Annotated in this window: 25 protein-coding genes; 21 read left to right on the forward strand and 4 right to left on the reverse strand. The window is 42.5% G+C overall.

The features are described 5' to 3' along the window. The first annotated feature begins 153 nt into the window (after nucleotides 1-153). From GQY27_RS11295 to yajC, 8 genes are all read left to right on the forward strand, one after another. Complete coding sequence (locus GQY27_RS11295; RefSeq protein WP_160034369.1) at nucleotides 154-816, forward strand: BofC C-terminal domain-containing protein; 663 nt, start codon at nucleotides 154-156, stop codon at nucleotides 814-816. 182 nt (nucleotides 817-998) lie between these two features. After that, nucleotides 999-1,502: a crossover junction endodeoxyribonuclease RuvC gene (ruvC, locus tag GQY27_RS11300; protein WP_160034371.1), complete on the forward strand. Its 504-nt coding sequence runs from the start codon at nucleotides 999-1,001 to the stop codon at nucleotides 1,500-1,502. Next, complete coding sequence (gene ruvA / locus GQY27_RS11305; protein ID WP_160034373.1) at nucleotides 1,499-2,113, forward strand: Holliday junction branch migration protein RuvA; 615 nt, start codon at nucleotides 1,499-1,501, stop codon at nucleotides 2,111-2,113. The genes ruvC and ruvA overlap by 4 nt, the downstream gene beginning before the upstream one ends. A 25-nt stretch (nucleotides 2,114-2,138) precedes the next feature. Beyond that, on the forward strand, nucleotides 2,139-3,143 hold the full coding sequence (ruvB, locus tag GQY27_RS11310) for a Holliday junction branch migration DNA helicase RuvB (RefSeq protein ID WP_160034375.1): 1,005 nt from the start codon (nucleotides 2,139-2,141) through the stop codon (nucleotides 3,141-3,143). 101 nt (nucleotides 3,144-3,244) lie between these two features. After that, nucleotides 3,245-5,362 carry a SpoIID/LytB domain-containing protein gene (locus GQY27_RS11315; RefSeq protein WP_160034377.1) on the forward strand — a complete coding sequence of 706 codons (2,118 nt, stop codon included), beginning with the start codon at nucleotides 3,245-3,247 and terminating at the stop codon, nucleotides 5,360-5,362. Nucleotides 5,363-5,369: 7 nt separating this feature from the next. Continuing rightward, nucleotides 5,370-6,410, forward strand: a complete 1,041-nt coding sequence (gene queA / locus GQY27_RS11320; protein ID WP_160034379.1) for a tRNA preQ1(34) S-adenosylmethionine ribosyltransferase-isomerase QueA — start codon at nucleotides 5,370-5,372, stop codon at nucleotides 6,408-6,410. 7 nt (nucleotides 6,411-6,417) lie between these two features. Further along, a complete protein-coding gene (gene tgt / locus GQY27_RS11325) occupies nucleotides 6,418-7,557 on the forward strand; it encodes a tRNA guanosine(34) transglycosylase Tgt (RefSeq protein ID WP_160034381.1) in 1,140 nt (379 codons plus the stop codon). Between the two features lie 39 nt (nucleotides 7,558-7,596). After that, nucleotides 7,597-7,911: a preprotein translocase subunit YajC gene (gene yajC / locus GQY27_RS11330; RefSeq protein WP_160034383.1), complete on the forward strand. Its 315-nt coding sequence runs from the start codon at nucleotides 7,597-7,599 to the stop codon at nucleotides 7,909-7,911. 101 nt (nucleotides 7,912-8,012) lie between these two features. Here the strand turns inward: yajC and GQY27_RS11335 are convergent, their stop codons facing one another. Then, the gene (locus GQY27_RS11335) at nucleotides 8,013-8,405 is read right to left on the reverse strand and encodes a TIGR04086 family membrane protein (protein ID WP_160034385.1); all 393 of its coding nucleotides are present in this window, start codon (nucleotides 8,403-8,405) and stop codon (nucleotides 8,013-8,015) included. Between the two features lie 178 nt (nucleotides 8,406-8,583). Between GQY27_RS11335 and GQY27_RS11340 the strand changes: the two genes are divergently transcribed. After that, complete coding sequence (locus GQY27_RS11340) at nucleotides 8,584-9,372, forward strand: YetF domain-containing protein (RefSeq protein WP_160034387.1); 789 nt, start codon at nucleotides 8,584-8,586, stop codon at nucleotides 9,370-9,372. A gap of 5 nt (nucleotides 9,373-9,377) precedes the next feature. On the opposite strand, the gene spoVB is transcribed toward GQY27_RS11340, so the two are convergent. Then, nucleotides 9,378-10,952, reverse strand: a complete 1,575-nt coding sequence (spoVB, locus tag GQY27_RS11345) for a stage V sporulation protein B (protein WP_160034631.1) — start codon at nucleotides 10,950-10,952, stop codon at nucleotides 9,378-9,380. A 224-nt stretch (nucleotides 10,953-11,176) separates the two neighbouring features. On the opposite strand from spoVB, the gene GQY27_RS11350 reads away from it, so the two are divergent. The 6 genes from GQY27_RS11350 (at nucleotide 11,177) to GQY27_RS11375 (ending at nucleotide 17,720) form a co-directional block, all read left to right on the forward strand. Further along, nucleotides 11,177-11,437 (forward strand): post-transcriptional regulator, encoded by a 261-nt coding sequence (locus GQY27_RS11350; RefSeq protein ID WP_160034389.1) that lies wholly within the window; start codon nucleotides 11,177-11,179, stop codon nucleotides 11,435-11,437. Nucleotides 11,438-11,526: 89 nt separating this feature from the next. Beyond that, a complete protein-coding gene (gene secD / locus GQY27_RS11355; RefSeq protein WP_160034391.1) occupies nucleotides 11,527-12,777 on the forward strand; it encodes a protein translocase subunit SecD in 1,251 nt (416 codons plus the stop codon). After that, nucleotides 12,767-13,678 carry a protein translocase subunit SecF gene (secF, locus tag GQY27_RS11360; protein ID WP_160034393.1) on the forward strand — a complete coding sequence of 304 codons (912 nt, stop codon included), beginning with the start codon at nucleotides 12,767-12,769 and terminating at the stop codon, nucleotides 13,676-13,678. The genes secD and secF overlap by 11 nt, the downstream gene beginning before the upstream one ends. An 85-nt stretch (nucleotides 13,679-13,763) precedes the next feature. Next, nucleotides 13,764-14,711 carry a cation efflux transmembrane domain-containing protein gene (locus GQY27_RS11365; RefSeq protein ID WP_160034395.1) on the forward strand — a complete coding sequence of 316 codons (948 nt, stop codon included), beginning with the start codon at nucleotides 13,764-13,766 and terminating at the stop codon, nucleotides 14,709-14,711. Nucleotides 14,712-14,778: 67 nt separating this feature from the next. Beyond that, nucleotides 14,779-17,181 carry a single-stranded-DNA-specific exonuclease RecJ gene (gene recJ, locus GQY27_RS11370; protein WP_160034397.1) on the forward strand — a complete coding sequence of 801 codons (2,403 nt, stop codon included), beginning with the start codon at nucleotides 14,779-14,781 and terminating at the stop codon, nucleotides 17,179-17,181. A 26-nt stretch (nucleotides 17,182-17,207) separates the two neighbouring features. Next, nucleotides 17,208-17,720 carry an adenine phosphoribosyltransferase gene (locus GQY27_RS11375; protein ID WP_160034399.1) on the forward strand — a complete coding sequence of 171 codons (513 nt, stop codon included), beginning with the start codon at nucleotides 17,208-17,210 and terminating at the stop codon, nucleotides 17,718-17,720. A 141-nt stretch (nucleotides 17,721-17,861) separates the two neighbouring features. On the opposite strand, the gene uraA is transcribed toward GQY27_RS11375, so the two are convergent. Then, a complete protein-coding gene (uraA, locus tag GQY27_RS11380) occupies nucleotides 17,862-19,160 on the reverse strand; it encodes a uracil permease (protein WP_160034401.1) in 1,299 nt (432 codons plus the stop codon). A 323-nt stretch (nucleotides 19,161-19,483) separates the two neighbouring features. Between uraA and GQY27_RS11385 the strand changes: the two genes are divergently transcribed. The 6 genes from GQY27_RS11385 (at nucleotide 19,484) to hisS (ending at nucleotide 25,635) form a co-directional block, all read left to right on the forward strand. After that, entirely contained in the window at nucleotides 19,484-21,661 is a 2,178-nt protein-coding gene (locus GQY27_RS11385) for a RelA/SpoT family protein (RefSeq protein WP_160034403.1), read from the forward strand. Between the two features lie 26 nt (nucleotides 21,662-21,687). Beyond that, nucleotides 21,688-22,131 carry a D-aminoacyl-tRNA deacylase gene (gene dtd / locus GQY27_RS11390; protein WP_160034405.1) on the forward strand — a complete coding sequence of 148 codons (444 nt, stop codon included), beginning with the start codon at nucleotides 21,688-21,690 and terminating at the stop codon, nucleotides 22,129-22,131. A 109-nt stretch (nucleotides 22,132-22,240) separates the two neighbouring features. Continuing rightward, a complete protein-coding gene (locus GQY27_RS11395) occupies nucleotides 22,241-22,408 on the forward strand; it encodes a hypothetical protein (RefSeq protein ID WP_160034407.1) in 168 nt (55 codons plus the stop codon). A gap of 177 nt (nucleotides 22,409-22,585) precedes the next feature. Then, nucleotides 22,586-23,092, forward strand: coding sequence for a type 1 glutamine amidotransferase domain-containing protein (locus tag GQY27_RS11400; protein WP_160034409.1), 507 nt, complete (start codon nucleotides 22,586-22,588; stop codon nucleotides 23,090-23,092). A 100-nt stretch (nucleotides 23,093-23,192) separates the two neighbouring features. After that, nucleotides 23,193-23,642, forward strand: a complete 450-nt coding sequence (locus tag GQY27_RS11405) for a hypothetical protein (RefSeq protein WP_160034411.1) — start codon at nucleotides 23,193-23,195, stop codon at nucleotides 23,640-23,642. A gap of 748 nt (nucleotides 23,643-24,390) precedes the next feature. Then, entirely contained in the window at nucleotides 24,391-25,635 is a 1,245-nt protein-coding gene (gene hisS / locus GQY27_RS11410) for a histidine--tRNA ligase (protein WP_160034413.1), read from the forward strand. A 245-nt stretch (nucleotides 25,636-25,880) separates the two neighbouring features. Here the strand turns inward: hisS and GQY27_RS11415 are convergent, their stop codons facing one another. Then, nucleotides 25,881-26,108: a hypothetical protein gene (locus tag GQY27_RS11415; protein ID WP_160034415.1), complete on the reverse strand. Its 228-nt coding sequence runs from the start codon at nucleotides 26,106-26,108 to the stop codon at nucleotides 25,881-25,883. Between the last annotated feature and the right edge of the window lie 86 nt (nucleotides 26,109-26,194).

The raw sequence follows: 26,194 nt of genomic DNA on the forward strand, positions 1-26,194 counted from the left end.
TAGAGCACCTGGTTTGGGACCAGGGGGTCGCATGTTCAAATCGTGTCATCCCGATTATGAAAAGGTTATTGCCTAGGCAATAACCTTTTTCTTGTATATATAGATTGGATCTCGGTCACAATAGACTAAAAAGTGTGTTAGAAGGGGATCCAATTGAAGTTCCTTAATTTTAATAAACGTTGGAAAAAAATCAAACGAACGTTAACGACTTTCACGATATGTATTTTACTTGCAGTATTAGCCGGGGCCGGCTTACCGATCTCTCAAATGATGCAATCCCTCTTAACAACAGGCAGCATAGAAGTGATGGAAGAAGACGCATCCCTTGAAGAAGACAGCAGCATGGCCCAAGCCAGTTTATTGCAACAGATTCGTTCAAACGACAAATTGCGGCGAGTTTTTTTAGAGAAGAAGTTTGTTTGTGGTACAGAAACGGTGAACTTAGGTAACTTCACTCCTGAAGAAATGGTCACTCTAATCAAGCAGCATCCTGGCTGGTCTGGTTATATAGAGGCGGAAAGTGATCTAGTAGTGCAGGAAACCGTTAATGACCTGTCTCCACATTGCAAAGAGAATGCATATATGAGTTTAGATAAAGAAGGGAACCTAACACTCTTTGATGGAAAGCCAAAGGAAGAAAAGACCATTCGTACTTTTTTTCAACTGGATGTTGGTTCGATGGAAACTTCTTTACCAGCCGGCGTTCTTGAGCAACTGCAAAATGGCATACGTGTTCAGGATATTGAGGAATATAATAGTGTGCTTTCTACTTTTGGTGATTACGCGGTTGCCCCTGCAGGAAATATTATAGAATAGGTAAGAATAGATAGGCCAGAGAAGGCGGATGAAAATCCGTCTTTTTTGGTTTTACATGAAAAAAAATTCAGGGAATATTTAGAGTTTTCGTCGAAGTGCAAACTTTTTCGTTATAGGGCTGGAACATTTGATATAATGAATAAACGATACATATGTTCGCAGTATGTTAAGGAGAGATGTGTTTGCGTTTTTTAGGGATTGATCCAGGTATTGCTATTGTTGGTTTTGGTTTTATAGATAAAACAGGGAGTAAACTCACTCCTGTTCAATATGGATGTATACAGACAGAGGCCCATACACCCGATGAGGAAAGACTGCTTCATGTGTATGAGGCGATGTTACAATTAATTGATAAATATAAGCCTGATGCTGTGGCATTAGAGAAACTATTTTTTAATCGAAATGTGACGACAGCGATGTCGGTTAGTCAAGCAAGGGGTGTGCTCATTCTCGCAGCAATTCAAAGGGGATTACCGATTGCGGAGTATACGCCGATGCAGGTTAAACAGGCTATTGTGGGCTATGGTAAAGCAGAGAAGAGACAGGTTCAGGAAATGGTCAAAATGTACCTCAAGCTACAAGCCATCCCTAAACCCGATGACGTAGCTGATGCACTGGCTGTAGCTATCTGTCATGCTCATTCTTATACACTAAATTCTAAATTAAATGAGGTTTTTAAAAGATGATCGATTATATCAAAGGACCGGTCGTAATCATTGAGAATGATTATGTCGTAATTGATGTGCAGGGAATTGGATATCAGATTTTCTGTCCTAATCCTTATATTTTCGCTAAACAGGAAGGTACCGTTACAGTATACACACATCACCATGTAAGAGAAGATGCGATGCTGCTTTACGGGTTTGGAAGTCGTGAAGAACAACAACTGTTTCGGAAACTCATTGAAGTATCAGGAATCGGTCCTCGTGTCGCCCTTGGTATTCTAACGGGAGGCACGCCAGAGCAGCTGGTTACTGCGATTCATCAAGAGAATATTACTTTTCTGACCAAACTTCCAGGGATCGGCAAGAAGACAGCACAGCGTATGATTCTTGATCTAAAAGACAAGCTGGATGGGTTTGGAGGAGCAATATATGCCACTGGACTCTTTGCTCCTAATGTAGCAGCTGAAGGCGACGGCTCATACTGGTCCGAGGCTAGAGAAGGTCTAAAAGCCCTTGGATATACAGACAGTGAGCTTGATAAAGTATGGCTCCGCATGAAAAACGATACAACCGCAGAAGATACAGCAGATGTACTTATGAAGAAAGCTCTGAAAATGCTCTTTACCGGATAAACAGGAATAGAATAGAGGGATAAGTATGGATGACCGGATTATATCCGCCAACCTGATGATGGAAGATCAAGCGGTGGAGCTGAGTTTGCGTCCCCGCTATTTGAATGAATATATTGGACAAGATCAAGTAAAGGAAAACTTAAAGGTATACATTGAAGCTGCCAAAATGAGAAATGAAGCACTGGATCATGTGCTCTTATACGGCCCGCCAGGACTAGGTAAAACCACACTGTCAAACATTATTGCGAATGAACTTGGTGTGAACCTGCGGACGACTTCTGGACCCGCGATTGAACGGCCTGGTGATCTTGCAGCTTTGCTGACCAATCTGCAAGAGGGGGATGTCCTGTTTATTGATGAAATTCACAGGCTTAATCGTTCTGTAGAGGAAGTGTTGTACCCTGCAATGGAGGACTTTGCCCTTGATATTATGATTGGTAAAGGTCCAAGTGCGCGTTCCGTGCGCCTGGATCTCCCGCCTTTTACTTTGATCGGAGCAACGACAAGAGCAGGCCTGTTATCTGCTCCGCTTCGAGATCGGTTTGGAGTAATCAGCCGGCTTGAGTTTTATACTGTGGATGAGTTAACTTTTATCGTTTCCCGTACAGCCGATTTACTTGGTATTGAAATTGTTGGAGATGCGGCAGAAGAGATTGCACTTCGGTCAAGAGGGACACCACGTATTGCAAACCGTCTGCTCAAACGTGTTCGGGACTTTGCCATGGTACGAGGGGATGGTATCATTACTTCGTCACTAGCAGAAGAGGCACTTAAAAGATTGCAAATCGATCCGCGTGGACTTGACGATATTGATTATAAGATGCTGAAATCGATGGTCACCAGCTTCCGCGGAGGACCGGTTGGTCTTGATACGATCGCAGCTACCATTGGAGAAGAAAGTCAAACCATTGAAGATGTATACGAGCCGTATCTCCTGCAAATTGGTTTTTTGCAAAGAACTCCGCGAGGCAGAATGGTGACTCCAGCTGCTTATGCGCATCTAGGAATTCCAATGCCGACAGAACGATAATTTGATGCTTAGGCTGTATAAATGTTGTGATGTGCGCAGCAACAAGGTGAAAATAAGCGTGTAGGAATTTCTGGGTCAACGAATGGGGAGGAGAACGATAAATGAACCGAATAAAGAAAACTCAAAATGTCCGCTCTTTATGGACAAAGGGAGCTAAGATGACCCTTGCTGCAGTACTGCTGGCAGGTAGTTTATGGGGGCCGCTTCCATCAGCTAGTGCTGCAATAAATGACACTATTCGTGTCGCAATGTTCGCAGATCTCGGAAGCACCTATAGATCCACTACACCTGCAGTTACACTTCAAACAGATGGAGATTGGACTGCAGGGATAGATGCGGCATCAGGTTATGAGTCTTGGATCTCATTACCTGCCTCGACACAAACACGTTTTAGTGTCGATGGTTTTCGTGTGAAAGTGCTAGAAACAGATGTATTCAAGACAGCTTCCGAAGCTGCAAAAGTACTGCAAGGAACGACTGACAAACCCATCATTTATCAATCTTCTAAAAGCGGAAAAACCATATATCAAGTTTACACAGGAAACTACTCGACATCAGCTCTTGCGGAAGCAGCTGCAGTACGAACCCAGAAGACAGCTGCTTCTTATCTAGCTGGACAAAAGCCTGTTGTAAAAGGAAGCAAGCATAGTCAAGCGGGAGTATTTGCAAGTAAGAAAGAAGCAGATATAATGCGCGATACGGTAACTGCGAGCGGCTATGATGCTTTTACAGTCATCCAGTCGGAAGGCGGCAGGCCTGAATATGCAGTATGGGTGGGTGAAGAAACAACAGATGCTTCTTTAGCAACGTTAGAAAAACTTGTGAAAGTTAAATTGCCAGAGTTATCTTTAAGTTCGGTAAATGCGAGAATGAATGCGTTAATTATTAGGCAAGATGTGACTCTTAATTTAGTCTCTCCAGAAGTAACCAATCACTATATCGTAAGCGGTACTGATATGAAGTTAATGCTGGATTCCAATAGTACTGGCATAAAAGTAGCAGAGCGCTCCGGACGTACATATCGAGGAGATTTTGAAATAAGTGTATATAACGGGCAGCTCGCTCTTGTCAATCAAGTACCTCTTGAAGAGTATCTGTATTCCGTTGTTGGAGCTGAAGTATACCCGTCATGGCCAGCGGAATCGTTAAAAGCACAATCCGTTGCTGCGCGGAGCTATGCACTTTTTCAAGGGAATAAATTTAAGATTGCTAATGTGGTAGATACAACGTTAAGCCAAGCTTATAACGGAATCGGATCGGAACATCAGAACGTAACTAATGCAGTAAATGCTACTGCCGGAGAAGTTATTAAAAGTGGTGGGAAAGTTGTTGAGGCTATCTTTTCTTCCAATGCGGGAGGAATAACGGCTGATCCGTCTGAAGTATGGAATGGTGGAGGGACTCTATTCGCAAGCGTAGATAGTGCAGGAGATAAGTCTGCCCAAGAAGGAACACACAATTGGTATCATGTACTTCTAAGTGACGGAAAGACAGGCTATATCCGGGAAGATAATATAAAACTCTTGGAAGGGGCAACTGCGGCAGGACTGCCTAAACTTACGGTTACTGCTAAAAATACAAATGTTCGTAAAATCCCTCTTATCCAGTCGAGCGTATCTCCTGTAGCCCAGTTAAATCCAGGTACTGAATTGGTTATTCTTGGGGAAACAAAAGAATCGGGTACGTACAGCTGGATGCGCGGACCGTTTACATCTGCGGAGATTTCAGCGATGCTTCAAGGAAAAATATCAACGACTGTTCCATCCACAATTTCTAGCTTGGAAGTAACAAGCAGGGGGCCATCTGGTAGAGCAGTAGAAGTGAAAGCGAATGGACAAGTGCTTGGTGTTAAATACGGTGATGCATATCGCAGTGCTTTTGGAAGTTTACCGAGTACTTTGTTTGATATTACGAATACCGGAAGTTATACTGTACTAGGTGCAAATGGACAGGTTGTGACTAAATCTGGGGCAGCTGGAGCTTCTGTAGTATCAGCTTCCGGTACGACATCTTATTCTGGAAACTCTCTGGTTGTCATGAACAAAGACAGCGAGGCAAGAGCAGTTAGTAAGACCCAAGCTTTTCTGTTTACAGGTCAAGGATATGGGCACGGGCTGGGTCTGTCTCAGTGGGGAGCAAAAGGACTTGCAGATGAAGGGTATGATTACCAGTCTATTTTGAAACACTATTATCAGAACGTAACTATAGTTAAGGAATGACGACATAATGAATGTAGATCTATATGATTTTGAGTTACCTGAATCTCTAATCGCTCAGACACCGCTTGAAAATCGAACTGCATCAAGACTTCTAACGCTGAACAAGGACAGCGGGGAAATGGAACACCATACTTTTTCAGATATCATTAATTATCTTCATCCCGGTGATACGTTGATTCTAAATGATACAAGAGTTATACCTGCAAGACTGTTTGGTCTAAAAGAAGATACAGGAGCCAAAGCAGAAGTTCTTCTCCTCCATAATCTTGGCGATAATCGCTGGGAGACCCTTGTTAAGCCAGGGAAAAGACTGAAAAAAGGAGCTGTCATCCGTTTTGGAGACGAGTTGTCAGCAACGATTGAAGAAGAGACCGATATGGGGGGACGGATTATCCGTTTCCATTATGAAGGTATTTTCCAAGAAATATTGGACCGGCTTGGTCAAATGCCATTGCCTCCATATATTAAAGAAAAATTAGAAGATAAAGAGCGGTACCAAACGGTTTACGCCAAACATGAAGGGTCAGCAGCCGCTCCAACGGCAGGACTTCATTTTACTACTGAACTGCTTGAGGCAATTAAACAAAAAGGAGTTCGCATTGGTTTTCTTACTCTCCATGTAGGACTTGGAACGTTTAGACCGATGTCAGTAGACGTAGTAGAAGATCATGTGATGCATGCCGAGTATTACTCTCTTTCGCAAGAAACAGCAGATTTAATTAATGAGACGAAGAAGAATGGCGGAAGAGTCATTGCGGTTGGGACCACAAGCTGCCGAACACTGGAGACGGTGGGAAATCAATTTAAAGGTCAAGACTTGGCAGCAAGCAGTGGCTGGACGGATATTTTTATATATCCAGGATATACGTTCAAAGTAGTGGATGCACTCATTACTAATTTCCATCTTCCCAAGTCTACTCTTGTGATGCTGGTTAGTGCTCTTGCAGGCAGAGAGCAAATCATGAAAGCTTATAATGAGGCAGTGAAACAACAATATCGTTTCTTTAGTTTTGGAGATTCGATGTTTATTTATTCAGATAGAGGATGAGAGAAAAATGTCAGCAGCGATAACCTATGAACACATTAAAACTTGTAAACAATCGGGAGCACGTCTTGGGCGCGTTCATACTCCGCACGGGATAATCGAGACTCCTATTTTTATGCCAGTAGGCACACAAGCAACGGTGAAAACGATGAGTCCGGAAGAACTCAAAGAAATGGAAGCACAGATTATTCTGAGCAATACCTATCATTTGTTTCTCAGACCAGGACACGATATTGTTCGTGAAGCAGGTGGACTTCACAAATTTATGAACTGGGATCGCCCTATTTTGACAGATAGCGGTGGTTTTCAGGTATTTTCCCTCAGTGAAATGAGAAAAATAACAGAGGAAGGCGTGCACTTCCGCTCTCATTTGAATGGAGATAAATTGTTCCTTTCTCCTGAGGTTGCCATGGATATTCAAAACTCACTAGGTTCTGATATTATGATGGCATTTGATGAGTGTCCGCCTTATCCGGCAGACTATGAATATGTTAAAAAATCACTTGAGAGAACAAGCCGCTGGGCAGAGCGTTGTCTTGAAAGTCATGCTCGGCCAAATGACCAGGGATTGTTCGCAATCGTTCAAGGCGGAATGCATGAAGATTTGCGAAAACAGAGCGCTCGGGATTTGACTTCCATGGATTTCCCGGGGTATGCTATTGGTGGATTGAGTGTGGGAGAACCCAAACATTTAATGTACGATGTACTGGATTACACGGTACCATTGCTGCCTAGTAACAAACCTCGTTATTTAATGGGGGTAGGTTCACCAGACGCATTGATTGAAGGTGCAATTCGCGGTATAGATATGTTTGACTGTGTGCTTCCAACTCGTATTGCCCGAAATGGGACAACGATGACAAGTCAAGGCAGACTCGTTGTTCGTAACGCAAAATACGCTCGTGATTTTGGTCCACTTGATCCTGAGTGCGATTGCTACACCTGCCGGAATTATTCAAGGGCATATCTTCGTCACTTGATCAAGGCTGATGAAACATTTGGTCTGCGGCTTACAACGTACCACAACCTTCATTTCTTGTTAGATTTGATGAAGAAAGTACGTCAAGCTATTATGGATGATCGGTTGCTTGATTTCCGGGATGAATTTTTTGATCAATATGGATTGCATGATAATGACAAAGGTTTCTAAGTAACTACTTATAACCAAGTCTTGAAAGGGGGGAATAAAATGTTGAATTTCACAGCAACAACGAATGCAGCTGGCGGAGGTTTGCAACTTATCATTATGATGGTACTTATGTTTGCAGTGTTTTACTTCCTGCTCATTAGACCACAGCAAAAAAGACAAAAAGAACATCGAAACTTATTGAATTCCTTGAAAAAGGGAGACAAAGTAGTAACGATTGGCGGCCTTCACGGTACGATCACAGAGGTAATGGATGATACTGTTGTACTGCGTGTAAACGATGTCACTAAACTGACATTTAACCGCAGCAGTATTAGTGCTGTATCTCCTAGAGAGAGCGCTGAAGATAAAGCGTAAGTAACAAAAGAAGACTCCTGTTCAGGAGTCCTCTGGAGACTGTAGGCACACTAGCTTAAACTAGTGTGCCTACAGTCTTTTTTTATTTAGATCTTGATGTATTAGGATTTATCTACGTTCACTCCAAAAATACCGCCGATTGCTCCTAGAATAAAGGCAGCACCCCATTGCAGGATATCTTGCAGTTGCAAGGAGGAATCAAGAGCAAGAAAACCAATGACAAGGATTAGCAGTCCATATACTGCTCCCATAATACCGCCGTGATACCATCCGCGTTCGTTTGATCTTTTGCCTGATATGAACCCACCTATGAGTAATGAAACAGCATGTACTACATAAGTATAAAACGATAAATCCTGTTCACGCATCCCTGTAAGCCAAAGAAAAAGCGATAAGACGAATGCACCGATAAACATCCAGATAAAAGCTGCATTTAAACCAGAAAGCAGAGGACTATTAATTCGTACAGAAAACAAACGGCGAACAAATTGCATGAAGGTGACCTCCCTTAATCATTCGGTTCTCATTAATACATTGTATGGTCAAGCTACCTGTGATATGAACTTGATTTTCCATTAATTAAATGGCATGACTTTTCCGTCTTCGGTCAAGCTATGAACTGTTATAGTGCAAATAAATGCGACTCAAAGCAGGGGAGGATAAGATAAAAAGATGGAACATATCATGATACATATCGGAAGAACGATACTCATGTATTTTATAGCTGCATTTGCCATTCGACTGATGGGTAAGAGAGAAATTGGGAAATTATCTGTTTTTGATCTCGTTATATCCATTATGCTCGCTGAAATTGCGGTGTTTGCTATTGAAGATATACAACGACCTATTTATGAAGGGATCGTTCCCATGGTTATTCTTGTGATATTGCAAGTGGGTATCGCTATGATCGGACTTAAAAGCCGCTGGTTTCGACTTGCTTTGGATGGTAAGCCGGTCATCCTGGTCTCTAATGGTGAACTGCAAAGAGAAGAGATGAGAAAGCAGCGCTATAATTTAGATGATTTAATGCAGCAGCTCAGAGAGCAAAGTATTGATAATGTGGATGATTTGCAGTTTGCGATCCTGGAGACGACGGGTAAACTCACCACCTTTAAAAAAGAAAATAATACTTCAATGTCTGACAACACAGGGGACTCAGAATCTTCAGAGTCAGCAGGATCGGCTAACGAAAACAATCTAAAATCGAAAGAAGACATCAAAAGAAGTGAAGAGAGCAAGGAACATATAAAGGCAATGCAAAATATACGTTATGGAGCTCTGCCATTGCCGCTGATTATGGACGGAAAAGTACAGGATTCTAATCTAGAGTTAATTGAGAAAAATCGTTTCTGGCTTAAAAATCGGATTCAAGAAAAAGGAGTCAAAGATTTTAAAGATGTATTTTTATGTTCTATTGACCACAAAGGAGAGCTGTACGTTAACGTAAAGAAAAAAACGTAATTCATTTATTTACGACGAATCCAAGCACCTAGAATAGGAACACGAGATAAATCATGCAGATCAATTAAACGACAAGCTGCCATAACCGATAAATATAGAAGCAGACCTATAAAGCTAGAAGCGAGAAATTGAAGGAACAATATACTCGGCCAAGGAAGATGATGAAATAAATACTCGACAACGGCTGCCATTATGATCATTCCTGTGCCCACTTTCAGAGCATCAAGCCAGCGAAAACGGAAACCAAGGAGCTGTTTTAGACTTCTTCCATGCAGCAGAGTTACAACCAGGGCATTAATACAGATGGCTATAATGGCGCCATAAATGCCGTATTCGGGCTTTGAGGCAAGATAAAGGATGAGACTGATCTTAATGATGGCACCCAGCATTGTATTGAAGAGCGCCTTACCAGGACGTTCTAAAGCTTGAAGAGCAGCTTGTAAGGGAGCTTGTGTGTAAATAAATAGAGCAAAGGGAGACATTGTCCTCAGCATATCTGCAATGGAACTGTTATTGTAAAGAAGCAGGCAAAGCGGTTCTGCGAGGACGTACATAATGACTGCAAAGGGTCCGCCAGTAACAAGTGCTAAACGCAGAGATTGGTGCATTCTTTTGTGAATGGTTTTGAAATCTTTTCGGGCAGCAGCTTCAGATAGAGAAGGAACCAAAGACGTAGCAAGTGAAGAAGTCAGGGCACCCGGCAAAAGAAGCAAAGGAATAACCATGCCCTGCATCGCCCCATACTGCGCGGTTGCTATAGCTTTTGTGAATCCGGCAAGGGCAAGACTTTGTGCTGTGACGATTGTTTCGAGAAGATAGGAGATGGAGCCGACCAAACGTCCCGCAGTAACAGGAATGGATATAGACATGATTCGTTTGAATATCGATTTACTTTCCATCTTAGTCTTGTTGGTCTGCGGCATAGGTGCGGGCACCAATATACCCGCTTTTCTATTACGTTCATGCTGCCAAAGTAAAACAAACATGCCAATTAGCTCTCCTGCTACTGCACCGAGCATGGCTCCTGCTGCTGCAAATTCGATTCCTTTTGGTAACAGAAGGTAGGAGAACCAAAGTACGCACAAAATACGCATGAGTGTTTCAGCAATAGAGGAACTCGCAGATGGAATCATATTTTGTTTTCCTTGAAAATAGCCCCTGTATACGGATGAAACGGCGACGATTAAGATCATGGGCGTCATACTAACAAATGTGTAATAAACCCTTTCATCTGTGAGAATGCGGCTTGTTACAAATGGAGCAAATAGGAGGCATAACGCTGTAAAGACGGCACCAGCAGTCAAAGTAAAGAACAGACTTGTTTTCAAGATTTTCTCTGACGCTTTTACGTCTCCATAGGATTCAGCCTCAGCTACAAGCTTAGCTATAGCCAGCGGAATTCCACCTGTAATGAGTGTTACGATAACGATGAAAAAGGGGTATCCTTGCTGATATAAGCCAACGCCTTCCGCACCAATGACCCGTGGTAAAACGATTCGGGGTATGAACCCCAGAATTCGATTAATGATGCCGGCTGCTAGCAAAATCATAGTCCCCTGGATGAACGTTTGTTTTTTCATAAGTGTTAATCCCTCTTCCCCATGGGTTAGTACATAATAAGTTTTGGCATTTGGTACTCGTTCTACTTCATGAATATGCCGAACCTGTCCCATCTCATGACTGTTAGTTAACAATCAGATGATTTCCTTTCATTCACCAAGGAGATGCTCGTTCAGCTAGGCAGGAATACTGTAGGAAGATGTCGAATAGGTAAGCAGGAGCACAAAAGGAGTGATTTAACGCCATGGAATCATTTATTGAAGAAATGGACGCCCACGAGTTGGAAAATGCAATTGAACTCTTATGCTGCAGTAAGGCAGAAGAACTTCAATTAGTGGGATATCAATATGTTACAAGTAAGGATGTTTGGAATTGCGTCAGCCGCAAATATGAAAAACAAGGAATTCCCCCACTCCATCAACTGGTTAATGATATTTTGTCGCTGAAAGCTACCAGTTTTATGAACTTTATGACAATATCTGCGTACCGAGGCTCCTCTTTCTAAGGAAGAGGACTTTTTTAATGAAAATTGACTGAGATTTCCTGCATCGCTATAATGGGAATATTGAGAATGAAGGGGGAACTATGGACGGCATGAAAAGAATAGTCAGTTTCATTCTGGTCGTGCTTGTAACGGTTGGCGTTATGGCCTATACAAGCCCGGGGCTGCTCAAAGATATACGCTTGGGCCTCGATCTTAAGGGAGGCTTTGAGATTCTATATGAAGCACAGCCGCTCGAAGCTGGACAAGCAGTCACCAGAGAATCACTTACACAAACCGCAAAAAGCTTGGAACAACGTGCGAATGCACTAGGCACAAGTGAACCCGAAGTAACTACAGAGGGTACGAACCGCATTCGTTTAAGGCTTGCGGGTGTTACGGATGAGGTAGAGGTACGGAGTAAAATGAAAGAACCTGCCGAACTGACATTTCGGAGTGCAGCAGAAGATGATGAGCCCGGAACATACAGCAAAATCGAGCTTCGCGGTAATGAATTTGTTGAGAACGGAGCTTCCGTCGTTTATAGCTCTCTAAACGAGCCGATGGTCGATATTCAGGTCAAAGACAAAGAAAAATTTGCTGAAATTACAAAACGTCTCCAAGGTAAACCACTTGCTATATACCTTGATGATGAATTGTTGTCTGCTCCAAAAGTTAACCAAACACTGACAGACGGTAAGGCACAAATTACAGGAAGTTTTACAAGAGAAGAAGCAAACGAGCTTCGTGATACGATTAACTTAGGGGCATTGCCTCTTAAACTGACAGAGAAATATTCTCAGAGTGTTGGGGCTAGTCTAGGTCAGTTATCACTTGAGCAAACGATAAAAGCAGGGATTATTGCTTCCATCTTTATCCTAGTCTTTATGATTAGTTTGTATCGTATTCCAGGAATCGTAGCAAGCTTTGCGCTCATCACACATACTTGGCTTGTACTCGCTATTTTCTATCTCGGTGATTTTGTTCTGACTCTTCCGGGTATAGCGGCCTTCATTCTAGGTATTGGGATGGCAGTCGATGCCAATATTATTACTTACGAACGGATTAAGGAAGAACTTCGCAGTGGCAAAAGTATTCTGTCTGCTGTGAAATCAGGTGAGAGAATTTCGTTCCGTACGGTCATGGATTCCAATATTACAACGATTATTGCTGCAGCCGTCATGTTCTGGTTAGGAACTGGATCTGTAAGAGGCTTTGCCATCGTTCTAATTATTGATATTGTGACAAGTATCCTCACGAATGTCTTCTTCTCCCGCTTCTTATTGAACCTGCTTGTGAAAGCAAATCTCATCAAGAAGCCTAGTTACTTCGGAGTGAAGGAGAGTGAAATTCGTGCGCTTTAAATGGGATTATGATTATATTAAGATCAGTAAGTATTTCTACACCTTTTCTATTATCATTACACTGCTTGGTATATTAAGTCTGGCGGTCTTAGGACTTAACTATGGTGTAGATTTCCGATCAGGTTCAAATGTGGATATTACAGCAAGCAAAACCATAACGAAAGAAGAGATTGAGCCGGTCCTTGAAGAAATCGGACTCTCAGCGGAGGAACCTCAGATCTCTGCAGGAAGTGACCGGATTAGTATTCGTTTCCCTTCTGTACTTAATGAAGAAAAAGAAAGCAGCTTAAAAGCATCTTTTAACGAGAAAATCGATCCTGAAGCTTCCTTTGAAGTGAATACGGTTGATCCAGAAATGGCAAAAGAGCTGGGTAGAAACGCTATTTATGCTGTTCTCCTTGCAAGCTTGGGTATCATGATCTATGTAACGATCCGTTTTGAATGGAGATTTGCGGTTGCTGCCATTGTAGCGTTACTGCATGATGCGTTTGTTGTCATTAGTATTTTCTCGTTATTCCGATTGGAAGTAGATTTAACGTTTATAACAGCAGTACTCACCATTGTCGGGTTCTCGATTAATGACACCATTGTCGTATTTGACCGTATACGTGAAAACTTGCGTTTCTCTAAAATTAAAACACGTACAGATTTAAACGAAGTCGTCAACCGCAGTATTTCACAAACGATGACTCGTTCTCTGTACACAACAGTTACTGTATTTATTGCATCGCTGTTCCTGTTCCTGCTTGGCGGAGAATCCATCCGGATGTTCTCACTTGCAATGGTAATCGGCCTTGTATTTGGGGCTTACTCATCCATCTTTATCGCAAGTCCATTATGGGCAGTACTTAAAGGCAAACAAAAACCAAATCACAATAATCCTTCTAAGACGACTCCATAACTTTAAGGATTACCGAAAACCGCGTCTTATGGCTATAGGCGCGGTTTTCTAATATAACTGTCTTACGTGTAGAGGGGGAACACGGATGACCACCAAACAACAACGAGCAATACATGTAATGTTCTGGATGGAAGTATGTAAGAATACGGTTCTAACTATTGTAAAAGGAAGCGTTGGTATTGCTTCGGGAAATAGAGCATTATTAAGCGATGCTCTATATTCCGCAGGTGAAGCAGGTTCTCTTTTTACACGAAAATATCAGGTATGGAGCGGTAAAGGATCGCCCGCAGAATCTTCAGAGAAAAGGAAGAAAGTTGGCCAATTCATAGCACTCATTGTTCCGCTACTGGTTCTACTGGGTGGGCTTCAACTTGCCATATCTTCTGTTAAAGTGATGGTAAAGGCAGATCCCGAGCCCCCGCATATCAGTGCACTAATTGCAGCAGTTATCGCTTTCACTTTTGCTGAACTTTGGTTTCAATACGAATGGCGGCATACATATAAAGACGCTGAACGTTCGATTATGAAACATTATTTTGAACAGCATAGATACGCATTTTACACTTCCTTATTGGTGCTTACTGGAATTATTTTATCGATGATTGGTAAATCATTTGATTATTTCTATCTTCTTTATGCTGAGCCTATGGCTGCTCTTCTAACTTCAGGAATCGTGATTTGGAGGAGCTATCTGCTTATAACCGGTCACATAACACGGCAAAAAGAAGAGTTTTTTGTAGATACCTATGATTACATGCAGACAGTTCAGCGTGTTCATGGTATTGTTACCGTGGAGCATATTTGTGCCTATGAACGTGAAGAAGGAATTCATATAGATTTAACAATAACCGTCAATCCGCGTATGACCGTAGCAGAAGCACAAGAAGTAGCGGAAAGATCGAAAGTACTACTAATGGGACGTTTTGAACAAGTGTCTAGCGCTCAGCTGAAAGTCGTTCCCTATCAATCAGAATACCCATACAAAAGTAATTGTGATCTTGCCGAGAGAGAGACGAACACGTTACTACAATAAGAATGAAAATAAAAACTCAGGATGATCTGAGTTTTGTTTTTTTGCTAGAAAGAAAGGTGATTAATGAGTGCTTTATTCTCAATATCATTGGAACGAGCCCAAGATTACAGATGAACAAGTAAAAGGGTTATCAGAGGAATTATCCATTTCTCATTTGATGTCAAGATTATTGCTAAACCGAGGTGTTGATAGTAAATCAACAGCAGAGCAGTTCTTGCGACCTTCTGATGAAGTGCTTCATGATCCGTACCTAATGAAAGGAATGCAGCAAGCTGTTCCCCGTATTCGCGAAGCTCTTGATCAAGGCGAACATATCCTGATTTATGGTGATTATGATGCTGATGGAGTATCCAGTACTTCGCTTATGATTTATCTCATGAGAGAGCTGTCTGCCTCGTACGATATCTATATTCCTCATCGAGCGAATGAAGGGTACGGTCTTCATAATCATGCGCTGGATTGGGCGCATCAACAAGGGGTTACCTTAGTTATTACGGTAGATACAGGAATTAGTGCTGTCGAACAGATTGCTTATGCTAAAACCCTCGGAATGGATGTTATTGTTACGGATCACCATGAGCCGCCTGAAGTTCTTCCTGAAGCGTACGCCTTAATTAATCCAAAACAGAAGGACTGTCCTTATCCTTTTAAGGGGCTTGCCGGAGTTGGTGTCGCAATGAAATTGGCAGAAGCGCTTTTAGGAAGAGTACCTCGTGCCTGGATGGAGATTGTAACGATCGGAACCGTCGCTGATCTCATGCCGCTTATAGATGAAAATCGAGTTATTGTTCAAAGAGGCATCGAAGAGATGAGAGATTCCTCATTTCCCGGAATTCGAGCCCTGTTAGAAATCAGTGGAGTGGACATGCCTACTGTTAACTCAACGAATGTTGCATTTGCTCTTGCTCCTCGTATTAATGCCAGTGGCAGACTTGCCCATGCAGGCAGAGCCGTTTCCTTGTTAACCACTGAAGACCCTCTTGAAGCTGCACATCTTGCGGAGGAACTAGATCTGCTTAACCGAGAGCGGCAGCAGGTAGTAGAGCAGATGACGCAAGAAGCTTTTGAAATACTGGAACAAAAAAAAGTGGATGGTAAAGTTCCTGATGTTATCGTTGTAGCTGGTGAAGGTTGGAATCCAGGCGTAGTCGGTATTGTAGCCTCAAAAGTACTCGAGAGATATTATCGCCCCACACTGATTTTGGGGATTGACCCTGTCACAGGAAAATGCAAAGGTTCGGCCAGATCCACTCCGGGACTTGATATGTATGAGGCCTTGACCGCTTGTAAAGACATCATGGATCATTATGGGGGACACCCGGCTGCGGCAGGAATGACGCTTCATCGGGATAAACTGGAGCTGCTCGAGTGTAAGCTGAATGAGTATGCCGGCCAAGTAATGAAGCCTGAGCATTTTATTCCTGTTACAGAGACAGACGGAGAGTGCCGCATATCTGAAGTACCGCTGAATGTAATTGAAGAGATGGAACAAATGCAGCCTTTTGGTATGAACAATCCTACTCCTAAATTTATAATTCGAGATGCAACACTTATGGCAAGCCGGAAAATGGGCAAGGATCTAACTCATTTAAAATTAACGATTGAACAGGATGGGAAAATGTTGGATGCTATTTCATTTGGAAAAGGCAAACTTGCTGACTACATCCCAGAGGGATCGATAATCGATGTGATGGGGACGCTTCAAATTAATGAATGGAATGGGTCTAGAAAACCTCAATTCATGATGGAAGATATCCGGGTGAAAGCACGTCAGGTGTTTGATTACCGTGGTTGCAGAGAACCTCTTGAGGAAATGAATACCATGATAAAAGATCTATCTCATAGGATTATTCCTAATGATGGAAAGTTTGCAGTTCTTGTTCAAGAGAAAAACTTATTTGCTATTGAAAACCATTTGTATGAAAAGGCCGTTTGGGTATATGATAGGAAGGTTGGGATCGTTCCGTGGAACGATTCAGCCAAAAAAATTGGCGAAAAGCATCTGGAAAGTCTGTTTGTGCTGGACATCCCTGAAACTGCAGAGCAATGGACAGCCATGCAAAGCATGATTGTGAAAGCGAATAATGTCATTCTTCTTCACCGTACGGCCAATCCTAAACAAAGATTACAACGACCGAGTCGTGATGACTTTAAACGTATATATGTCCTTGTTTCCAAATGGGGACAGGAAGCTGTGCCTGAAAAAGAGATGATTGAGGCTTTAAGCCGACAATGTGGATATTCTGTAAGAATGATGTCAAAAGTCATGGACGTGTTTGAAGAGTTGTCATTTATTAAACGTCATTCAGGTACATTGACCTTTGTGACAAATCCGCCGAAGCAGAATTTGACGGATTCCAGGAACTACCAGGCCATAGAGCAGCTGGCTGAAATGGAGAAAGCCATGTTTGATTTGGCAGCGCCCCAACTGATGCAATGGATGATATCTCAGACAAAGGGTGCATCCTAGCTCATTCAAATTAGGAGGAGATTATTTTGGATTTTAAAGAGTACATTCGGGTTATACCTGACTTTCCACAACCGGGAATCAGTTTCAAGGACATTACAACCCTGTTGAAAGACGGCGAGATGTATCGCAAAGCTATAGATGAAATGAAACAAATGGTTTCTGATCTGAAAATCGATGTTATTGCGGGTCCAGAAGCACGTGGATTTGTCGTAGGTGCACCGCTTGCTTATGCACTGGGTGTTGGTTTTGCCCCAATTCGTAAAAGCGGCAAGCTTCCAGGTGAGACCATTGAACTTGGATATGACCTAGAGTACGGAAAAGACAAGCTTGCAATGCATTCAGATGCGATTGAAAAAGGACAAAATGTGCTGATCGCAGATGACCTGCTCGCAACAGGCGGCACGATTGCAACTTCGGTGAGCCTTGTAGAACAGCTTGGAGGCAACGTGGTAGGGGCTGCTTTCTTAATCGAGCTTGAAGAACTTAAAGGCAGAAATAAACTGACAGATATTAACGTATATTCTTTGATGAAATATTAAGTTGTAAGCACTAATCTTTCTCAGGCTGAACTTAAGATTTATGGTGACAGGTATCTGGGGGAAATAGCCCATAAACTTGTCATCTGCTTTTTAGGTTTTACAAAAAAAGGTATCCTCCGCGTGGAGGATACCTTTTTGATTTTAGTGATTCTTTTTCTCGGTGGATTCATCAATCCATCCAAGTTTATGGAACAGACCGAACAGAAGGCTTGCAATCATACCTACGATCGTTGCTAGTGCCATTCCTTTTAATTCAACGGTACCAATGGTAAGGGTTACACCACTGAGGCCTGTTACAAATACTAAGGTAGTAAGTATCATATTACTTGTTTTAGAGAAGTCTACTTTTTGTTCTACAAAGATACGGAAACCAGATGCCGCAATAATTCCGAAGAGTAAAAGTGATACACCGCCCATGACTGCATCAGGAATATTAGCGACTACAGCGGTAAACGTACCCGAGAATGATAATACAATAGCAATGATCGCTGCACCGCCAATAACAAAAATGGAATACACTTTGGTAAGTGCCATAACCCCAATATTTTCACCGTAAGTTGTGTTCGGTGTAGATCCGACAAAACCGGAAATGATGGTTGAGATTCCGTTACCTAAAAGGGAGCGATGAAGCCCAGGGTCTTTCGATAAGTCTTTTCCAACAATACTGCCTGTGACGAGTAGATGACCAATGTGTTCGACAATAACAACGAGTGCTACAGGTACAATGGTTACAATCACACCAATATCCCATGAGGGCGTCGTAACGGTAGGTGCAGTTATAAGGTTCGCATTGGTAATGGAATGGATGTCTACCACGCCCATAAAAAAGGCAAGAACATAACCTGTAACGATCCCAATCAAAATATGAATAATTTTAGCAAACCCGCGGAACAAGAGTGCACCTAGTACGGTTACACCCAGAGTTACCATAGAGAGTGTAATTGTGGTAGCATCAGGAGCCCAATTCGGATTGGCTGCCGGGTTAGAATTAATCAGTCCTGCCATTCCTGCGGCAACAGGGACGATCTCTAGTCCAATCAGGGCAACAACAGCACCCATTACAGCGGGTGGGAAGAGTACATCCAGCCAACTTGTCCCAACAAACTTAACAATAAGTGCTACGAGACAAAAGATAATACCGGTAATAATAAAAGCAGCCAGTGCCATGGAGTATCCATTATCCGGATTATTTTCTATTACCATACTTACCGGTGCAATAAATGCAAAACTTGATCCCAGATAGGCAGGAATTTTCCCTTTACATATAAATATGTATAGAAGTGTTCCTAAACCATTCATTAACAGGATCATTCCGGGATCTACACCGAAAAGATTAGGAACGAGAACAGTACTTCCAAACATAGCGAACAGATGTTGCATGCTGAGTAAAAAGCCTCTTCCTAGTGGTAGTTTCTCGTTAACTTGTATTTCGCGTTGCAAAATGATTTCACTCCTTATTCAATTTTCATGTCATGCTGGTCACGCTGTAAAAGACGTCATCGCGAACAATCTTTACTAGGATATACAGATTCCCGTGATTTTTCAATGTAATTTTTGTAGAAAAGGGATCGTGCGGAATCAAGTACAGAGGAGAGGCATAAGGAGAAATGGTGATTAACATCAGATTATGTCATCTACTGGCGATGGTTGACGTAGAAGCAGGTAAGCGTCATAATATTATAAAATCACTTTTTCGGGGAACCTGTGTAGACGTAAAATCGGCGGGTTCCATTTTATTATAGAAAGGAAACGGACAAATCTAGATGGGCATAGAGCAATTACTGGAGAAGGCTGGAGCCTATATCAAAGAACCTGAGCTTATCCTGATCCGTGAGGCTTATGACTTTGCTGAAGAAGCCCATCACGGACAGACGCGCAAATCAGGTGAACCGTATATATTGCATCCGCTGGCGGTGGCAGACATCGTGGTGAATATGCAGATGGACAGCATATCAATTATTGCTGCCCTGCTTCATGATGTTGTAGAAGATACTACAGTTCCTCTGGATGAAATCAGAAAGAAATTTGGCGAGACGTGTGCCATGCTGGTCGATGGATTAACGAAGCTTGAGCGAATTAAGTTCCGTTCAAAGGAAGAGCAGCAAAACGAGAATTATCGTAAGATGTTTATAGCGATGGCGCAAGATATCCGTGTCATTGTGATTAAACTTGCGGATCGTCTTCATAATATGCGTACTCTTAAATATCAGTCAGAAGAAAGCCAACGTCGTATTTCGTATGAGACATTGGAAATTTTCTGTCCTATTGCTAATCGGTTAGGTATTTCTGCGATTAAATGGGAGATGGAGGATATCGCTTTAAGATATCTGAACCCACAGCAATATTACCGAATTGCGAACCTGATGCATAAGAAACGGGCTGAGCGTGAGCTTTATATTGATAACGTTATTGACCGAATTAATGAGAAATTGGGAGAAATGGGGATTCAAGCGGATCTTTCAGGAAGACCCAAACATATTTACAGTGTTTATAAGAAAATGACGACAAAAAACAAGCAGTTTAATGAGATTTATGATCTGCTTGCTATTCGTATTATCGTTGATAATATTAAGGACTGTTATGCTACCTTAGGTATTATCCATACTTTATGGAAGCCGATGCCAGGCAGATTTAAAGATTATATTGCAATGCCAAAAGCAAATATGTACCAGTCGCTTCATACGACGGTTGTTGGACCAAATGGTGAGCCTACAGAGGTTCAAATTCGTACTTGGGATATGCACCGTACTGCTGAATTTGGTATTGCTGCTCACTGGGCTTATAAAGAGGGCGGAGCGAATAATCTTGAAGACAGCATCACTTTCTTCCGGGAAATTCTTGAACTGCAGAATGAAGCAAAAGATGCCTCTGAATTCGTTGAGTCACTTAAAATGGATTTCTTCTCTGATTTGGTGTTTGTCTTTACGCCAAAAGGAGAGGTCATTGAGCTTCCGGCAGGGTCGGTACCGCTGGACTTTGCTTACCGGATCCATACAGAGGTTGGTAATCGAACCATTGGAGCAAAAGTGAACGGCCGGATTGTTCCGCTGGATTATCAGCTGAAAACCGGGGATATCGTAGAGATTTTGACTTCCAAGCATTCATATGGTCCGAGCCGAGATTGGCTGAAAATTGCGCAATCTTCTCATGCACGCAGCAAAATTAAGCAATGGTACAAGAAAGAAAAACGGGAAGAGAATGTTGAAAAAGGCCGAGAGAGCCTGGAACGCGAAATGAAACGTCTCAATCTTGAGCCTTCTCAGTGGCTGACAGACGACAAACTTCAAGAAGTAGCTAAGCGTTTTGCTTTTAATGATATCGATGATATGTTATGTGCGATTGGATTTAGTGGTATTACAGCATCTCAAATCGTCACACGACTTACTGAAAAACTCCGTAAGGAGCAAGAAGAAACAAATCTTCTGGAACTAACTACGGAACGTAAAGAAATTAAAGTAGCACCTGAGCGCAAAGTACAGCATACCAATGGTGTGCGCGTGAAGGGGATTGACAATTTACTTGTACGCTTCGCCAGATGCTGTAATCCTGTACCTGGTGATGAAATTGTCGGCTATGTTACGCGCGGACGCGGTGTGTCGGTGCATAGAACGGACTGCCCTAACCTGCCGTCTGTCGATGGACAAGAGGAAGAAGCAGCCCGCGTGATTGAAGTGGAGTGGGAAGTCGAAAGCGAAACAGCAAACTACAGTGTCGATATTGAAATAACAGGACATGATCGGAATGGTTTGCTTAATGAGGTTCTTCAAGCTGTCTCTGAAAGCAAGACGAATATTTCTGCTGTTACAGGCAGAACAGATAAGAACAAACTAGCTCAAGTGCATATGACGATTCTGATTCGGAATACAGATCATCTGCAGTCTGTTGTGGAGAAGATCAAACGAGTGAAGGACGTATATAGCGTACATCGGATTATGCAATAGGCTGTAAGGTAAGGGGTATGTAAATAGTGAAAGTGATTATCCAGCGTTGCAGCAGCGCCAAAGTTACGGTAGACGACGATATTATTGGCCAAATCGATCAAGGTCTTATGCTTCTTGTGGGTGTTACTCATGAAGACGAGGAGAAAGATGCAGATTATTTGGCTGAAAAGATTGCAGGTCTGCGTATTTTTGAAGACGAATCTGGGAAAATGAATCACAGTGTTCTTGATGTAGAAGGAGCTATTTTATCGGTTTCCCAGTTTACGCTATACGCAGATACACGCAAAGGAAAACGACCAAACTTCATGGCTGCAGCGAAGCCAGATGTAGCTGAACCATTGTATGAATACTTTAACGAACAGTTAAGAAAAAAAGGGCTGCGAGTGGAGACTGGAAAGTTTGGAGCCATGATGGATGTGTCACTTACAAACAATGGCCCTGTTACCTTGATACTTGAAAGTAAAGTGTGAGAAAGCTTTGAAAGTTTGTTTAAGGAACGACCCTGACTAATAAGAAAAGGACCTGGACATAATAGGAGATATACCTGAAATGATCCGCTAAAAAGAAGGTGCTTTTCTTATGCGTCAATCTTTTAAACAAGCAAATATGAGTTACTCCTCTTTACTTTTGCCGAGTAGTATTTCGGAAGCGATGCACCTTGCCAGGCAGACATCAAGCAATCTACCGGCTTTTTTTGAAACAAGACAATTGGATAAACCGGCGAGAGAAAATATGCCTCGTCCTTAGAAGTTATTGCGATCCTCCTGATTGGCTGTTAAGTCTCAGTCAAACAAGGGGGATCGCTTTTTTTGATGCATCGTTATGAAGGAATACGACAAAGTATTTTTACCTTACATGTTATAAACTCGGCATAGGAGGGTAATTACATCTCGAGGCACATAAGCCAGGAAGGAGACGATATCGATGAGTAAAATCGCATTTTTATTAGCAGACCAATTTGAAGATTCCGAGATGAAGGTACCTTACGATGAGGTGAAAAAAGCAGGACACGAAGTCGTTATTGTCGGACTTGAAGCAGGTAAGACAGTTAAAGGGAAACAAGAGAAAGCAGAATATAAAGTGGACAAAGCAATTGTGGATGTCAAAGCAAGTGACTTTGATGGCGTAGTCATTCCAGGCGGCTCTTCTCCAGAAGGACTAAGAGGTAATGAGAACATATTGAATTTTGTAAAAGAAATTAATCAATCGAAAAAACCAATCGCAGCAATCTGCCATGGTCCACAAATTTTAGCGAGTGCGGATCTGTTGTCCGGTCGGACCATTACTTCCTATCCACCACTGAAGGATGACATGGTTAATGCAGGCTCTACATTCGTGGATAAAGAAGTAGTCGTAGATGGTAACTTCATTACTTCCCGTACCCCAGAAGATGAACCCGCATTTGTTCGTGAAATTCTAAAAGCGATTTAATCGAATCAAATTTTCAATATCTAACAAAATTGATTCAATGATTTTATTTAATTAAGAATATCATTTTACCTGGGTACATCACTTCAAAGGAGGGTTTGTCATGTCAAAGAAGATACAAGCGTATTTTAGAACGGAAGATGAAGCAGAAGGGGCAAGAACTTCTCTGCAGGTCTATGCGACAGAACAGCTTGAGGTTGGTGCTCTAGAATCCGCAATAGGAAGGGAAAGACATATCCTACTCCCCTTCGTACCGAACAGCGCAGGTTCGGGCGCAGCAAGCGGAACTGGAGGAGTTGGGGTAACAGGTACAGGAGGATCAGCTCAAGGCTTACCTATCGTACCTGTTATTACAGATGAGGACCCTAAGGAAGTAGTTTCTGCGGACGTCAACGGGAACCGGGAAGGCGGTATTCTAAATGCGGAGGATGTATCATCAGCAGATCTTGACGACCTCCGATATGTGCTTTCTTGTAAGGTGAACGATGAAGAATATAATGATGTAGTCAACAAAATTCGTCAGAACGGCGGTTATGTAGAATCTTTTGAATAACAATTTTTTATTAAGACAACAAGAGCTTTTTCCCAGGGGAAAGGGCTCTTGTTTTGTTATGTTTTTTGTTATGATATGTATAGGAATCGACAAATAAGTGAAGCGCTTTCACATTTGTAACATACTTGTAATATAAACAACATCGTTCGTTAATATGTGCTGTTTATAATAACAGCATGACCCCCTTTTTTAATATATTTTTCTTTTAACCTACAAACCGTTTTTGTAGGTTTTTTTCTGTCTTTTTTTTAATGATCAAGACAATAAGGGAATTTAAAATGGATATCTCTCACCTGTTGTGTAAATTTATGATGTGAAATGCTTGACTTTGAGGTATGGGTTCATTACAATCGAACAATAATAGGTAATATAAATGATTCGATGACAGGACCAAGTACTCCGTGCCCCACATGCATAGAGATGAATCCCTTTGGCTGGAAGGATTCTCATGATGACCGGACGAATGACTTCCTCGAGAACGAGTGGCGAAAGAAAGAATGAATCCTAGACGGGTTTTTGTTTGAGTAGCCATTACGCGCTGACGAGCGTTACACGTTGAAGCGAAGGAATGGCTGGTTATGTTCATGCCTGTATATAGGGTGTGTACTAGGTCATCTTTCGAAATGTGGGTGGTACCACGGTAGATTCTTGCGATTCAGCAATCTCTCGTCCCTGTTTCAGTAATGAAACAGTGCGAGGGATTTTTTTGTTGTATAAAGATTGATTAGGATGCAGTGGAGGGATGAGAATGGCTTTTCAAAAACCGACAGGAACTCAAGATTTGTTACCAGGTGTCGTAGAAAAGTGGCAGTATGTCGAAGAGAAAGCAAGGGATCTCTGCAGACGGTTTAACTACCGCGAAATTCGCACTCCTATTTTTGAACAGACGAATTTGTTCGAACGCGGAGTGGGAGAAACAACGGATATTGTAGAGAAAGAAATGTACACGTTCCGTGATAAAGGGGATCGCAGTATGACACTTCGTCCCGAAGGAACAGCGGGTGTCGTTCGTTCTTACGTAGAGAACAAGTTGTATGGAGAACCGGATGTAACCAAATTGTATTACACCGGACCTATGTTCCGTTATGAGCGTCCGCAAGCGGGCCGCCAGCGTCAATTTCACCAGTTTGGTGTTGAGGTGTTCGGGGCTGTAGATCCTGCGATTGATGCAGAGGTTATTGCTCTTGGATATCAGTTCTGCCGTGAACTTGGACTTCAGGGCGTAAGCGTAGAGCTAAACTCTGTAGGAAATGCAGAGAGCCGCGCTGCGTATCGTGATACTCTGCTTGAATTCCTTAACCCAATGAAAGATACCTTGTGTAAGGATTGTCAATCTCGGATGGAGCGTAACCCGCTTCGTGTGCTGGATTGCAAAGTGGATCAGGATAAATTCACAGATGCACCTTCTATTTTAGATAGCCTTAGTGAAGAGGAAATGACTCATTTCAAAAAAGTGCAACAATACTTGGATGAAATTGAGATTCCATATACACTCAATCACCGTTTAGTAAGAGGTTTAGATTACTACACCATGACGGCGTTTGAACTCAAAGCCGAAGGAATTGGGGCGATTGATACCATTGGCGGAGGCGGAAGATATAACGGTCTGGTGGCTGGTATAGGAGGTCCGGATCAGCCAGGTATTGGTTTTGGTATCGGACTAGAAAGAATCTTACTCATCCTTGATAAACAGGGAGTAGATTTGCAGGCGGTTAAACCACTTGATGTTTATTTTGTAGCTTTAGGCGAGGCTGCCGAGCTTGAAGTAGGGAAACAAATCTTCAAACTGCGTCAAGCAGGTTTCAGTGCAGAACGAGATTATTTGGGCCGTAAAATGAAGGCTCAAATGAAATCTGCCGATCGCTTAAAAGCACGTTACACTGCAATTCTTGGTGATGATGAACTTGAGCGTGGGGAAATTGCGATCAAGTCGATGGAAACTGGTGAGCAACAAGTTGTAAAACTAACAGATATCGAATCCGTATTACGTTAGAAGTTACAACAACTTAATATACAGCTCTATGCGAAGCAGGGCAGAGCACGCCGAAGGCTAAAGGTCTAAGTCACTTGCCTTTACTGCCCCAAGCGAAGCAGGGTAGAACACGCCGAAGGCTAAAGGTCTAAGTCACTTGCCTTTACTGCCCCAAGCAAAGCAGGGCAGAACATGCCGAAGGCTACAAGGTTCTGAATCACTTGCCTTTACTGCCCCAAGCGAAGCAGGGCAGAGCACGCCGAAGGCTAAAGGTCTAAGTCACTTGCCCTTACTGTCCCAAGCGAAGCAGGACAGAACACGCCGAAGGCTACAAGGGTTTTAAACTCTTTTAGATGTTTACCGGCGGCTCGAGCAAAGCTGAGCAGTGTACCAGCCGAAGGCGTATTCAGCGCATGGAAGCTGCGCCTTGCGTATTTGCAAAGCAAGTACGCAAGACAAGCAGCGACTCCTTCCACAAACGTAAGTTTTTTCAACCATCCACTACCTGAGATCAGTTCGCTAGTTCCGGGTGTCCAGAGGGCAGCGCCTTCTGGGGTCCTCCCTGTCAGGGAGGATTTAG

The organism is Paenibacillus sp. An7 (genome assembly GCF_009870785.1).
GTDB lineage: Bacteria > Bacillota > Bacilli > Paenibacillales > Paenibacillaceae > Paenibacillus.

What these genes read in the sequence shown, in the direction of transcription:
- yajC (WP_160034383.1), top strand. Translation starts at nt 7,597, where the DNA reads ATGTTGAATTTCACAGCAACAACGAATGCAGCTGGCGGAGGTTTGCAA.
- tgt (WP_160034381.1), top strand. Translation starts at nt 6,418, where the DNA reads ATGTCAGCAGCGATAACCTATGAACACATTAAAACTTGTAAACAATCG.
- ruvB (WP_160034375.1), top strand. Translation starts at nt 2,139, where the DNA reads ATGGATGACCGGATTATATCCGCCAACCTGATGATGGAAGATCAAGCG.
- GQY27_RS11400 (WP_160034409.1), top strand. Translation starts at nt 22,586, where the DNA reads ATGAGTAAAATCGCATTTTTATTAGCAGACCAATTTGAAGATTCCGAG.
- GQY27_RS11340 (WP_160034387.1), top strand. Translation starts at nt 8,584, where the DNA reads ATGGAACATATCATGATACATATCGGAAGAACGATACTCATGTATTTT.
- GQY27_RS11405 (WP_160034411.1), top strand. Translation starts at nt 23,193, where the DNA reads ATGTCAAAGAAGATACAAGCGTATTTTAGAACGGAAGATGAAGCAGAA.
- secD (WP_160034391.1), top strand. Translation starts at nt 11,527, where the DNA reads ATGAAAAGAATAGTCAGTTTCATTCTGGTCGTGCTTGTAACGGTTGGC.
- GQY27_RS11315 (WP_160034377.1), top strand. Translation starts at nt 3,245, where the DNA reads ATGAACCGAATAAAGAAAACTCAAAATGTCCGCTCTTTATGGACAAAG.
- GQY27_RS11365 (WP_160034395.1), top strand. Translation starts at nt 13,764, where the DNA reads ATGACCACCAAACAACAACGAGCAATACATGTAATGTTCTGGATGGAA.
- GQY27_RS11335 (WP_160034385.1), bottom strand. Translation starts at nt 8,405, where the DNA reads ATGCAATTTGTTCGCCGTTTGTTTTCTGTACGAATTAATAGTCCTCTG.
- spoVB (WP_160034631.1), bottom strand. Translation starts at nt 10,952, where the DNA reads ATGAAAAAACAAACGTTCATCCAGGGGACTATGATTTTGCTAGCAGCC.
- queA (WP_160034379.1), top strand. Translation starts at nt 5,370, where the DNA reads ATGAATGTAGATCTATATGATTTTGAGTTACCTGAATCTCTAATCGCT.
- hisS (WP_160034413.1), top strand. Translation starts at nt 24,391, where the DNA reads ATGGCTTTTCAAAAACCGACAGGAACTCAAGATTTGTTACCAGGTGTC.
- GQY27_RS11385 (WP_160034403.1), top strand. Translation starts at nt 19,484, where the DNA reads ATGGGCATAGAGCAATTACTGGAGAAGGCTGGAGCCTATATCAAAGAA.
- ruvA (WP_160034373.1), top strand. Translation starts at nt 1,499, where the DNA reads ATGATCGATTATATCAAAGGACCGGTCGTAATCATTGAGAATGATTAT.
- GQY27_RS11350 (WP_160034389.1), top strand. Translation starts at nt 11,177, where the DNA reads ATGGAATCATTTATTGAAGAAATGGACGCCCACGAGTTGGAAAATGCA.
- GQY27_RS11395 (WP_160034407.1), top strand. Translation starts at nt 22,241, where the DNA reads ATGCGTCAATCTTTTAAACAAGCAAATATGAGTTACTCCTCTTTACTT.